The organism is Pseudonocardia xishanensis, from assembly GCF_039541715.1.
Lineage (GTDB): Bacteria > Actinomycetota > Actinomycetes > Mycobacteriales > Pseudonocardiaceae > Pseudonocardia > Pseudonocardia xishanensis.
Map to the genome: position 1 here is coordinate 22,151 of NZ_BAABGT010000119.1, position 12,876 is coordinate 35,026.

Annotated in this window: 8 protein-coding genes; 3 read left to right on the top strand and 5 right to left on the bottom strand. The window is 70.5% G+C overall.

Annotation, left to right across the window (positions count from 1 at the left end; translation table 11 throughout):
- Position 1: 1 nt before the first annotated feature.
- Complete coding sequence (locus tag ABD993_RS33795; protein ID WP_345427298.1) at positions 2–712, top strand: HpcH/HpaI aldolase family protein; 711 nt, start codon at positions 2–4, stop codon at positions 710–712.
- A 52-nt stretch (positions 713–764) separates the two neighbouring features.
- Complete coding sequence (gcvH, locus tag ABD993_RS33800) at positions 765–1,139, top strand: glycine cleavage system protein GcvH (protein WP_345427300.1); 375 nt, start codon at positions 765–767, stop codon at positions 1,137–1,139.
- Between the two features lie 312 nt (positions 1,140–1,451).
- On the opposite strand, the gene ABD993_RS33805 is transcribed toward gcvH, so the two are convergent.
- The 5 genes from ABD993_RS33805 to ABD993_RS33825 all read right to left on the bottom strand — a co-directional run bounded on the left by ABD993_RS33805 (position 1,452) and on the right by ABD993_RS33825 (position 10,226).
- On the bottom strand, positions 1,452–1,763 hold the full coding sequence (locus ABD993_RS33805) for a hypothetical protein (protein ID WP_345427302.1): 312 nt from the start codon (positions 1,761–1,763) through the stop codon (positions 1,452–1,454).
- A gap of 589 nt (positions 1,764–2,352) precedes the next feature.
- Positions 2,353–3,564 (bottom strand): TIGR02679 domain-containing protein, encoded by a 1,212-nt coding sequence (locus ABD993_RS33810; RefSeq protein WP_345427304.1) that lies wholly within the window; start codon positions 3,562–3,564, stop codon positions 2,353–2,355.
- Positions 3,561–4,685 carry a TIGR02678 family protein gene (locus ABD993_RS33815; protein WP_345427306.1) on the bottom strand — a complete coding sequence of 375 codons (1,125 nt, stop codon included), beginning with the start codon at positions 4,683–4,685 and terminating at the stop codon, positions 3,561–3,563. Before ABD993_RS33815 ends, ABD993_RS33810 begins: the two co-directional genes overlap by 4 nt.
- Positions 4,678–6,162, bottom strand: coding sequence for a TIGR02677 family protein (locus ABD993_RS33820; protein ID WP_345427308.1), 1,485 nt, complete (start codon positions 6,160–6,162; stop codon positions 4,678–4,680). The genes ABD993_RS33815 and ABD993_RS33820 overlap by 8 nt, the downstream gene beginning before the upstream one ends.
- A complete protein-coding gene (locus ABD993_RS33825; RefSeq protein WP_345427310.1) occupies positions 6,159–10,226 on the bottom strand; it encodes a TIGR02680 family protein in 4,068 nt (1,355 codons plus the stop codon). The genes ABD993_RS33820 and ABD993_RS33825 overlap by 4 nt, the downstream gene beginning before the upstream one ends.
- Before the next feature lie 226 nt (positions 10,227–10,452).
- On the opposite strand from ABD993_RS33825, the gene ABD993_RS33830 reads away from it, so the two are divergent.
- On the top strand, positions 10,453–12,159 hold the full coding sequence (locus ABD993_RS33830) for a DUF5635 domain-containing protein (protein WP_345427312.1): 1,707 nt from the start codon (positions 10,453–10,455) through the stop codon (positions 12,157–12,159).
- Positions 12,160–12,876 lie beyond the last annotated feature (717 nt).

Genomic DNA, 12,876 nt, shown 5'->3' on the forward strand with positions numbered 1-12,876 from the left:
CATGGGTGAGACCCTGGTCGGAGCCTGGTCCGTGCTCCCCGGAGCGGTGGCGGCCAGGACGACGGCAGCCTGCCAGGGGCTCGACTACCTGGTGATCGATATGCAACACGGCGGCGCCGGCGAGACCGAGCTCCCCGGGATGTGCGCGGCGACGACCGCACACGGGGTCGCTCCGCTCGTCCGCGTCCGCAGCCCGACGTTCGCCGACGTCGGGCGTGCGCTCGACCTCGGCGCCCACGGTGTGCTGCTGCCCAACCTCGGCGGACCGGACCACGTGTCCGAGGTGCTGGGTCACTGCCGGTACGGCCCCACGGGAACCCGCTCCTACGGTCAGCTCGTGCCCGCGGTACCGGACCCGCTGTGCGTGGTCATGCTGGAGACCCGGGCGGCATTCGAGAACCTCGCCGCCATCGCCCGGCTGCCCGGGCTGGACGCCATCTACGTCGGGCCGATCGACCTCGCGCTGAGCCTCGGTCACAAGCCGCACGGACCCGATGCGGACGACACGCCGATGACCGCGGTACTGACCGAGATCGTGCAGACCTGCCGTGCTCACGGTGTCGCAGTCGGCGTCCACACGTCCCACGGCCGCGACGCGCGCCGGTACCGAGACCTCGGCGCGCAGCTGGTCACCGCCGCGGCCGACGCGACGGTGCTCGCAGAGTCCGTGGGGGCCCAGATCGAGCTCGCCCGCTCCTCCTCACGACCCTGACGCCGGCCACTCGCCGTCCCCTCACCCGCGATCTCGCCGAAAAGGATGCACCATGCCCGTCCCGGACGACCTGCACTACACAGAACAGCACGAGTGGGTCCGCACCGACGGCCACACCCTGACCATCGGAATCACCGACTTCGCGGCCACGGCGCTGGGCGACATCGTGTTCGTCCAGCTCCCCGCCGTCGGAGACGCACTGAATGCCGGGGAGACATGCGGCGAGATCGAGTCCACCAAGTCCGTGAGCGACCTCGTCGCTCCCGTCACCGGAACCGTGACCGAGATCAACACGACCCTCGTCACCGCCCCGGAGACGGTCGGCGCCGACCCCTACGGAGCGGGCTGGCTCCTCCGGGTCGCGCTCACCAGTACCGACGGCCTCCTCGATGCTGCGGGCTACCGCCGGCACACGTGCGAGGTCTGAGTCGGTGATCGTGAAGCTGGCCGACACCGCGGCCAAAGATCGACCAAGGTCGCCCAAACCTGATCTATGCCTGACTGTTCGTGCTGGTCAGGACTAGTGCAGCGATGGTGAGCCCGAAGGGATTCGAACCCCTAACCTTCTGATCCGTAGTTGCCGCACAGGGGCGGGCATAGCCCGGCGACATGGGCACACCTGGCATCAGCTGTCGCCGAACAAGGCACGAACGGCACGAGCGGGATGCAGTTGGTGGCCAAGACCGCGGCTGGACGAACTACTCAACTCAGCCCTCCGTTCAGGGCGTTCGGCTCGCGCTCACTCCTCGTCAGCAGCACCTGCCGCGTTCAGGAGCGCGGCGACCTGTTCCGGGCGCGGTGGGAGGGCCTGGCGACGGGCGAGCTTGGGTGGGTGGGCGTAGTCGGCCGGGTTCCGTTCGATCCATCCCCAGGAGACGCCGTAGTTCAGCGACGCGGAGAGGATCGCGTGGACGCGTCGCACCGCGCCTGCGGACATCGGCCTGCGCACGTAGCCGGGCGTCGCGCCGGTGCAGAGCTGATTACATCGGCGGAGATGCGCGTAGAGCTTGTCGAGGATGTCCACCCGGTGCTGCAGCTTGCGGATCGGCATGTCGCCGAGCGCGGGCCTGATCGTGCGACGGATGTAGCCGGCCAGAGGTCTCAGCGGTGCTCAGCTCGTGATCGACCGTCTCCATCCAGCGGTCGAGCAGCGTGCCGACGGTCCGTTTCAGCTCGACCTTCTCGCCGGTGTCCGCGAGCGCGAGCAGCCGCTCCTTGTCCGCCTCAGCGTCCGCACGGCTCCGGCGCACCCCGCCGCGGAGGTACGTCTGCTTGTGCGTGATGGGGTCCTCCGCGTACACGCGGGCCCGGAATCCCGACCTCAGAGTCTCGATCGAGCCGCTGGCCATGGGCAGAAGCTAGGACGAAATCCCGCGGACATGCCAAGACTCATGCCACTACTCGATCCGATGTGGATCTTCCATCGAGCGGAACAGGCCGCTGACCTGCTTCTTCTGTGGGGCCGCCTTGGGGAGTCGAACCCCAGACCTACGCATTACGAGAATTCTCTTCCACGGGGGCGCTGCGGGCGTCGGTGGCATCGATGCAGTTCAGACGCTCGTGATAGAGCACGGCAGGCATCGTCGGAAGCAGTTGGAGGCCACGACAGAGGCCACGGACGGTTCTCCGAACCGACAGGCTCAGCAGGCCGCATGTAAGGCCAGCACGTCGTCCATCACCCGCTCTTCGTGGACGATCAGACGTGACGCCTCGAAGGCCGTCGCGAGCGCCGCATCCCATTGGGTCTGCGGAATCGCTCCGCTGTCGCGCGGCAGCTCGACTCCACTCGACGACGCGACCGCGAGCGCCGCGTGGTAGTCCGCCGCGGTCATGAGAAACGGGGTACAGCCCAGCGCAGCCGCACGCGCCGCCATCGCCAGGCCTGTGGCGTCGAAGTCGCCGTGGTAACGCAGGTCGGCGCCCGACGACTGCAGACTGGCGATGGTCTCGGACGGTGCGGTAGTCGGATTTCCGTTCGTGCACATCACCGCGGCAGGGAGGCTGCGCTGAGCCGCAGCCTCGACCAGGCGCGGGTTCTCGACGACCAGCACTGGGGTCCCCTTCGGCACGCGCAGAGGCTCCGCGCGCAGCGCGACTGTCGACAGGTGCAGTGGCAGGCCCGCGTCATGCATCGAGTGCGAGGCGTGCGCGACGCCACCGTCACCGTCACCGAGGAGTGGTAGTCCCCAGGTAAGGACTGGTGCGGACACCAGGTCAAGAGGCATCCCGGCCCGTTCCCAGACCGCTCGCTCGGACTCGGGGCCGTCCCGGGCGATCAAAGCCCTCGTCACCAGAACAGTGATGCGCTCGGAGGAATCCAGCGCGTGCGCATTGCCGAGGAGCAGCGCTGCAAGCTCGGTGCGGCTTCGGCCTGTCCCTGCGTGCTGCAGTACTCGCGCAGTGACAGTCACGAGCGCCTGGACCTCCTCGGGAGACTTCCGCGCGAACAACCCGTCGGTCCAGGCAGCATCGCCCCACCCACCAGCCCACGTCACGTCGGGGAACGCAGCCTCGACCGCAGAGTCGACGGCCGCGCGCCGGAGCCGAGTGGCCTCCTGATGAGCGAGTCTTGCCTCCCGACGCCCCGACGGCCGATGACCGAGGTCGGTCAGAGCGCTGACCAGGTCCGTCCGGGAGAGCCTCTCGACAGCGGCGGCAAGTTCGGCGAGCGGAACCGAGCGCCGCTCCGCGGGGACCGGCCGCTCGAGGAGGACTCCCAGGCGTCGGCGGCCCTCGGCGGGGAGCACCGGCAGAGTCAGGCGGCCGCGCCATTCCAGCCCGTTGCGGTCGAGCGCAGCTCTGACAGCGTTCCATAGCGGCGTCAGCTCCGGAACTGTGAGAAAGTCGGTCACAGCAGCATCATCGGCGGGTCATCGTCCATATCCACGACGACCACAGCAGGGGCGAAGCGCGCCGCTGCCGGCCTCGGCCGGACGACCCCTGCGGGGTCGACAGCGACAAGCCCCATCGCTCGGAGGAGCTCCACCGCTTCGAGACGCAGAGCTGCGGGCTCGGCGACCGCGTCCTTGCGCCAGAACCTTCCGTAGCGCTCGACAAGTCGTCCGATCTCGCCGTCGAGTGCCATCGGGTCGGCCCCCTCCCGGTGGTGGTCGGTGAGTGCGGCGAGAAGTAGGAGTGCGACATGTGCAGTGGTCCCAGAACGTGGGAAGTCGATATCGCTGAGGCCTCCGTCGACGTCGATCGCCGCGAGCCCCTCGGCGCGCGCCTCGATGCGGAGCCCGAACATCTCGTCCAGGAATCGAACCTCCTCGCCGGTCCGCCTGCGCAGCTCCGCCCAGTCCTCGGCGGTGACGTCCTCGGCGTAGAGCACCGGGTCCTCCACCAGCCTGCGCCGCAACGCCGCGCGCCCGCCGGAGTCGGTGCTGCGCTCGATCAGCTCGGCTGCGGACTGGGCACCGACCAGGGCAGGCGTGTGCAGCATGAGGAGCCGATCGTTGCGGATCTCCAGCAGAGCGTCCGACCGGCCGTCGGCTTCGTAGGCGGCGACCGAGCGGTCCAGCTCGCGCACCACGCCACGCTCGATGAGCCAGCGCAGGGCGGTGACCAGCGTGCGCCGCTCCGCGGACCCTCCGTCGAGGGCGATCCCGGCGTCGGCAGCCGCGGAGCGGAACTGGAGGACCAGATCACGGAGGCTGATCCGGTCGGGGCCCGCCGCGGTGGCGGCCAGCACCAGGGTGAGCGCCACGTACTCCCGACCGGTGAACGGCCGACCCGTCCGTGTGCGCAGCGGGCGGTCGTGCGGCAGGTGCCCGCTCTTCGTCAGCCGCGCGGTGTCGGCGTCGACGACGAGGCGGTAGCCGAGCCGTTGGGTGAACCAGCGGTCGAGCACCTCGGCATGCCGACGGATGAGCAGGAACAATGACGGATCGCCCTCGGCGGGCCGCCACGGGTCGGCGAGCAACGCCCGAGCGGCGGCGGTGCGCTCGGCGGGCCGGTGCGGATCGTCACGCATCGGCAGCTACCACGGCGATCCCGAGCTCGTGCAGGACCAACGTTCCGGCAGGTGTGCTGACCGCGGTGGCCTCGCCCGCCCTGCGTTCGACGATGCAACGCATCCCGTCGGCCTCCACCTCACCCTTCTCCCCGGTCGGTCCCATCGCCGCGACGGCAGGACCGAGGAGCCGCTGCAACGCGCGCAGCGCCGATGTCGACATCACTGTGCCGTGCGCGAGGGCGCCGTCCGCGGCAGCAGCGGCGAGTAGTTCGGCACGCGCGGCGGCATTCGCCTCCTCCTCGGCACGACGACGTGCCAGGAGGTGCGCGCGCTGCACCGACCGGTCGGCAACCTGAGCGGAGCGGCCACGGTTGGTGGTGTCCCCCCGCTCGCGCAGGCTCACCGGGACGGCCGCGGGCGGTGCGTTCCACCACGACGTCACAGACGGCACCGGATCGTCCTCGTCACCGGGCGCGCCCCCGAGGTGTCGGCTGCCGAACAGGCCGAACGCGGCACCGGCGAGCCGGGGGAGCTCATCGGGCCGATCCCGGGCCGCGGCGTCGAGCCAAGAGGCAAGGCGGAGGTAGTCGGCACGCCGCGACGACCCGGCGACACCGGAGCGCGACAGCCGGGTGAGGTTCTGGGTGAGGGTACGGACGGCGTTGACGGCGTCACGGCCAAGAGTCGCGACCCTGCTCGGGTCGCCCGGACGCCCTCGGAACCAGCTACCGAGGTTCTCCCAGTCGGCAAGCGCGCCACCCTGTCCGGGGCGGACCTGCACGTCGGTGAGGCCGGCCTCCGCCACCCGAGCGGCGAGGCCGTCACGTGCCCTCGCGACGACGATGGGGATCAGCGGCTCCAGCTCCGCGAGCAGCCGGCCGATCGGCCGGGCCTTGCGCTCCAACGACTCCAGCCGCTCGCCGACGTACCCGACGAGCACCTCGGAGAAGAACGCGAACTCCGACTCGTCCAGGTCGAACCGCGCCTGCCACTGGTTGATCGCGGCGAAGAACTGGGTGATCTCCGCGGAGAAGGCGCGGTGCGGGTCGAACACCGCGCGTACCGCGTCCGCCAGGACGGCCGGTGGGGTCGATCGGACATCGAGCCGCAGCAGCGCATCCAGGGCGGCGGCCAGGACGTCCAGCCGGCCGAGCGAGACGTCACGAACGTCGTCGACCTGGGCCAGAACGCTCTCGACGAGCTCGTGCACCTCTTGGCCGACCCGGGTGATGAGGTACCGGTTGCGGCGCTTGTAGTAGTCCGCGACGGTGCTCACCGCACCGACCGAAGCGGACACCTCCAGGTTACCCCAGCCTCGCAGGCTCTCCAGGCGCACCGCCACCGTCTCCACAGGCAGCTCGATGCCGGTCGCAGCGAGGCGGGCGGCGACGTCCTCCGGGGTGAGCTCGGCGAAGAAGGTCCCGGCGAAGACTCCGAGGATCGAGCGGTAGTCGGGGCTCTCGGTGATGTAGGCGAAGACCTCGGTGCGGCTCATGCCCTCGCCAGCTCCGTCCGCCGGCGACCGTCCCAGTGGTAGTGCAGCAGCGCGATGGTACGTAGGTCCGCGTCCCGCAGGACCTCGGTGATGGCGAGCTCCGGAACGCTCGCGTGGGTGCCGAAGAGCCGCTCGCTCGTCACGATAAAGTCCAGGTCCAGTCCCACGAGCAGGCTGAAGAGGCCCTCATGGTTGTCCTCGGACACCTTGGCGAACGCGTCGTCCAGCATGATCAGCCGAGGCGCGCCGATCCCGTACGGGTCGTGTGCGGTGGCCGACACGGACGCCGCCGCAGCCATGGGCAGGTAGGTGACGAGCTTCTTCTCCCCCTCCGATAGTCGGGAGCGCCTGCTGAGCAGCTCGTCCGGGCGACCTGGGCGGCGTAGATAGACCCGAAGTTCGTGCCAGCTGCGGTAGTCGAGAACCCGCCCGATGACGTCACGGTAGGACGCATCGGTGTCGGCGACGCGCGCATCCTCGACCAGCCCGGACACCGCTGCACGCACGGCGGCGTCCTCCTCGTCGCTGCGCGCGTCGGGATCCTTCGCCATCAGCCGCAGGGCCGTGGCGGTGTCCGGGTCGAGGTCCCCGCGGTGACGCCAGTCCAGCCGGACACCGATCCCCAGGCTCGTCGTCACCTCACGGAGGATGGCGTTCATCCCCCTGACCAGCTCGTCGGCCTCGAAGAGGGCCCGGGCCACCTCGCGCGCCACCCGGCCGTGCAGGAGGTTGCGTAGCGCCTGGTCCTGCTGGGCGGTGAGCAGCCCCTGAGAGCGGCGGAGGTCGGCCGCCACCTGCTCGGTCGCGGCGAGCAGGACCTGCCGCCCGTAGGGCCCATAGACCTCGATGGCGACGGGCGCGCCGTCGCCGAACCGGCTGGTGCCGGCGTCCCAGCCGGCACCGAGCGAGTCCCGCACACCGCGGAGCGAGCGGTCCAGCGCGTCCTCGTCGACCGGCCGCTGCGGGTCGGGGGCGGCGGCCCGTACCGCTGCCACCAGCTGGGCGGTGCCTTCCACGGTCTCCGGTAGGTCGGGAAGGTCGTCGGCATCGTCCGCGCGCGCAGCGGAGAGGAGTCCCGGCACCCGGGTGACTTCCAGCAGGGCTGCCCGCGCGTCTCTGCATCCCTGCTCGGAGCGCTCGACCTCGCCCTCGGCGGACAGAGCCGTGCTGCGAGCGGTCGCGGCGGCGCCGACCGCATCGTTATGAGCGGCGCGGCTGGCCTTGAGATCCTCGGCGAGACCCTTGCGCCGCGCCGTGGCCTCCTCGACCTGGGTGGCGACCTGTTCGGGCTCCTCGCCCAGCGCGGCCTCGGTGGCCGAGAGTGCCGTACGCGCCGCCGTCGCTCGGTCGCGGGTCTCGACGGCACGTTCCTGCGCGGATTCCAGACTGTCCGACTCGGCCTGCCACCCGTCGACGGCCGATGCCCAGTCCCCGAGCGACCGCCGGGCCGTCTGGACCCGGTCGGGGAGCCGGCGCAGGACCGCGTCCGTCTCGACGAGTGCGGCCTGGATCTCGTCGAGCGCCTCCGCCTCCAGTCGCAGGCCCGCCTCCGCCGCACCGGTCTCGGCCGCGGCCCACGCGCGCTCGGCCGTGTGCCCGGCCTCCACTGCCAGCGCGCGATCCCGCGTGGCACGCTCCCCGGCACGCACCGCGTCCTGCACCGCGCCGGCGGCGGTCGCGGCGGTGTCATCGACCCGTCGTGCGTGGGGAATCTCGCCGCCCAGGCCCCGCAACGCCCGGAGCCATCCGATCAGCGCCTCGTACACCTGCTGGTGGGCGACCCGTTCACCATCCGCCTCCGCGATCTCCGCCTGCAGCTCCGCGATGCGGCGGAGCCGGGCGGCCGCGCGTGCTCCGGCGCCGATGAGCTCCGCGGCGGGCTTCCCGTGGCGCCCGCGCAGCGGGCCCGCACCGAAGCGACCGTCCTGCGCCACCCACAGTGCGGCGGCGGAGGACGCTCCGAGCCCGACCCTGGTCAGCGCGGTCGTCACGGCCACCGGGTCCACACCGTCCAGCGGTGCCGCGCCGAGAACCCCGGCGAGGCTCGGCTCCACGACCGGGCCGGGCCCGAGGAGCAGCTCCCCGTCCGCGGCGACCACCCCGCCGTCCGCCCGAATCGTCGCGGTGAGCAGGCCGGCTGCTTCGCACGCGGCCTCGAGACCGGCCCGCACACCGTCGTCGAGGCCGGGGAGGAAGTCGACGACCGAGGCGAACAGGACGGCATCCGGCGGGTCGGCTCCCTGCCATGCCGGGCGGGTGAGTGGGAGCTCCTCGGCCTCGCGCACCTCCACAAGTTCGCGTTCAAGCGTGGCGACGTGCGCGGTGGCCCGTTCCCGGCGCAGCGATGCCGCAGCCAGCGCCGGCTCCAGCCCGGCCTCCATGTCGGCGACCGCCGCGGCAGCTCCGGCGAGCCGCAACCGGGCCGACTCGCGCAGCTCCTCGCCACCCGGATCCGCGGCCGCGGGGACGGTCAGCCAGCCCGGGCTGCCGCCAGGACCGGCAGGCGGGATCGCGCGGACGTGCTCGATCAGCCGCTCCCACCATGAGGCGACTGCGGCTCTGTGGTCCGCACCCGCAGCCTCGGCGGCGGCTCGGGCCTCCGCGGCCCCAGCGCGGGCCTCGTCCGCCTTCAGCTCCGCCGCACGCGCCTCGCGGTCCGCTCGGGACGCTGCCTCGGTCCGCCTCTCCGACTCCGCGAGCAGGCCACGCACCCGGGTGACATCCGCCCGTCGCCGCCGCACCGCGTCCGAGACCGCGGTGGTCATCACGTGCGCGAGCGGCTCTGTGCCCGGTTCCGGTCCTTCGAGGCCGCCACGGAGGATCCGAGGGCGGAGCACAGGAGCCTCGGGGAGCGGGGCGATCACACCTGCTGCCCGGCTGTGTCGAGCCGCCGCTGCGAGATCGTCGCTAACCACCGTGAGATCGCCGTCGACCCGGCCTCGCCGGGACCGCACGAGCTCGACGGCCGTGTACACCCGACGTGCCGTCTCGTCACGAATCCGCTCGACCGTGCCCGCCTCCGACTCGAGGCTCGCCACCTCACCCCGACGCGCGAGGAGCGCAGCGAGCTGCTTGTACGCATCGGAGTCGAGCAGACCGGCGAGAGTGGCATCCGCTGTGGAGTACTCACGCTCCAGCTGCACCACCTCGTCGCGCAGCCGAGTCTCACTGGCGTCCGCTGCTTCGCTCGCGGCGCGCAGCCTGCCGCGCTGCTGGAGCGCGGAGCGCGCGGTCGTGACCGCCTCGGCGGCGCGCTCGTCTGCCGCACGCAGCACTCGGCGGGCGTAGTGACGATAGGTCTCGAGCATGCTGTTCAGCGCCCGGTCGGTCTGGGCGAGGGCGCGGACGTTGAGCCGATGGCTCTCCAGATCCTCGAGAGGCTGAGCGGCGTCGGCGACGGCGTCTTCCGGGACCGGCGGCAGCGCGTCCAGCAATCTGCTGGGCAGGTCTGCGTCGATCCGGTCGCCGACCCTCGGGTTGCGCACCTGATGCAGCAGGGCGAAGTAGCCTGACGGGTCCGCTCCGCCGAAGAACCGCTTGGCGACCTCCGCCCGGTACTCCCTGACCTGGTTCTGGGCGAACACGGCTTCGCTCCCCAGCTCGGCCCGCAGCACGTCGACGGCGAGCGGCACGCGGCCGTTGGTCAGCGCGAAGTCGATCCGCACACGGCGGGACGTGGAGAACCACCACGTCGTGGCCCGGTCCGTGCTGCGGTTCGCACGGATCCCGCAGCCGACCGTGTGATGGCGCGTGCCCCCCGCCACCTCCGGATCAGGCCGGGCGAACTCGATCCACAGATAGCCGGTTCGCTGCGTCTCGTCGTTGTCCGCGAGCATCCAGGACTTGAGCACCCCGGTCTGCTCGCCCGCCGCGTCGATCCGCCGGGTGTCCGCTTCCAGCAGGAAGGGCAGCAGCATGTTCATCGCGGTCGACTTGCCCGACCCGTTCACCCCGCGCAGCAGCAGCCGGCCACCGGCGAAGTGCAGTGTCTCGTCCTCGTACTGGTAGACGTTGAGGATCCCGGCACGGGAGGGACGCCAGCGAGCGTCGGCCACCACCGTCATCCAGACCTCCTGAGATCCTGTGCAGAGCGTGGCACACAGCACCGACAGTCATGCGCCTACAGCTCACGTACCGCAGCGGTCGAAACCCCCACGGAACGGCGCCTGCGCCTGTCAGTTGTAGATTAAGCAGACCAGAAACTTCAAGCGCGTGAGTGGGTGCCCGACCGTGTTGCCCTTTCATCCCGAGCCCGACCTCGTCGACGCCCGCTCCACGCTCCGGCACGCGGTGGACGCCGTCCTCGCGAAGCTCCGGGCGGGAGTCCTGCCCGACGACGCCGAGCTCGAGCACGTCGACATCAAGGAGGAAGCCGGCCGGCGTGGCAGTGGAGGAGCACTTCTGGCAGGTCAGGCGCAGAACACCGCCGCGGCGGCACAACTCGCCGACGAAGTCGCCTGCTTCGCCAACACCCCGGGCGGCGGAGCGCTGATCGTCGGCATCGAGAACGGGACCGGCGACCTGCTCGGAACTGCGCTGGACCGCGACTGGCTCCGGCACGGCATCTACACCCGTGTCGATCTCGCCCCGGACGTCGAGGAACGCGAGGTCAGCGGAGTCCGTCTCCTCGTCCTGTACGTCGCATCCGCCCACGAGCCCATCGAGGACACCAGCGGTCGGATCCGCTGGCGAGTAGGAACCAACTGCGTCGCGGTAGACCGCTCGGAGTGGTGGCTGCATCGCCAGAGCCAGGCCGGGCACGACAGCATGGCGGCCGTCACGAGCCGCACCGTCGTCGACGTGAGTGACGGCGCGATCGTGACGGCCCGCCGCTACCTTCGCGACGCCGGCTTCGAACACCATGCCACCGAGACCGTTGCCGATCTCTTGAGACGACTGGGTGTCCTCCATCCCGACGGACACCTGACCCAAGCCGGCGCTCTCCTGTTCTGCCCTGCCGACCGCACCTACCTCTCGATGACGGCCATCGACGTGGAGGGCGGCGACGTACTCCTTCGCCCCCCGGATCTCACCGGCTTGAGCGTGCTCGAACAGCTGTCAGCAGTGGAGGACCGCTTGAACTCGCTCAATACGGAGGTCACCCTCCAGGGCGGCTTCGCGGAGTCGACCGTCCGCCGGCTACCGCCCCGGGCAGTCCGCGAGGCCGTTCTCAACGGTCTGGTGCACCGCGACTGGTTGTCGTCCGGCCCGGTAACGATCACGTGGATCGACGCCGACTCGGCCCTGCAGGTCATCAGCCCTGGCGGCTTCACAGGTGGCATCACGGCCGCTACCGTCCTGGCCCAGCGCTACGCCCGCCATCCCGCACTCGCCGACCTCTTCAGAGCGCTCAACCTCGTCGAGAAGCAAGGCATGGGCGTCGACCGCATGTACCGAGAGATGGTCGCGCTCGGCCATCGACCGCCCCTCATCGTCGAAGAAGACGGCCCGCGGGTCAGGACACGGCTCGTCGGCGGCCACCCCGTCGTCCCGGTCATGGCCCTCACCGGCCGTATCGAACCGGCCGTCCGACGACGCGACGTCCGAGTCGCCCTCATCGTCGACCACCTCCTCCGCCAGCCGTTCGTCACCCCTGACCTCATCGCCGAGCTCCTCCAGCGCACACCGCAGGAAGCAGCTGAAGCCCTCGACACCGCAGCCACTGAATGCCGCGTCGGGTCCTCACCACTTCTCACACGGTTCAAGGACGTGTGGACTCTGTCCCCAGCTGCGATCCGGGTCGTCGAGAGCGCTGCTCCCGCTCCCGATCGCCGGGCCCGAGGAATCCTGACCTATCGACGCCCAGACGACCCCGGCACGGTCGCCCGCTTCTGGCTGACCTCCCATTCCCGGATCACATCCGGTGACTACGCAACGCTCACCGGCCTCACCCAGACCGGCTCACTGAACCACCTCGACCGCCTTGTCGCCGACGGAGTCCTCGTCCGAGGCGATGGCAAGGGACGGAACGCGCATTTCCTGGCTGCGTTGCCGTAGACGCTAGGAACCAAGATCGGGGCGCACACCGCTCATGCCAGTGCCGCCGGAGAAGTCCTCGCTGAGCTACGCACAAGGGAGGCCACGAGACATCGAGAGCAGGAATCGACGGGTCGCTGACCTGCGAATATGGAGCCGCCTTGGGGAGTCGAACCCCAGACCTACGCATTACGAGAAAATGTGTCCTCCGCTACACGGTGCCCACTTGGTCCATCTACGCACGTCAGGGCGTTCACCATTCGCACCATGCTCCAACCTGAGTCGTCATTTCGTGCCACGACCCGTGCCACGAGAAGGGTCGACCACGCAGGTGAGCGCCTCCTCATGTGCACCACTTCACGCCGAAGCGGGGCGCACCGACCCTCGCCTCCTGGTCAGGAATCAAAGCCCGCCTTGCAGAGCAAGGATCAGCTGCATAGGCGGGCCACAGAGGACTCGGCCTGCCAGCGCTGAGCGCAAGCGGCTGGCGCGTGTGGCACGTATGTGGCACGCCCGGTCGCCTGCCCCACTCTCCGTCGCTCCTTCACCTTGGGCGGCCACCTTGTCGCGGCAGACGGCTCAACTGTGGCCGCAAGCCATCGTGCAGCGGCGCGTCGATGGCCATCGACGCGACCGGTACGGCGTGGGCGATCATGAGCCGCACGCAAGGAGAAACCACCGTGAACCGTCCTGGCCGGTGGAGAGGCTCCTGATCTAGCAAGGAGACTGGAGCTGTGG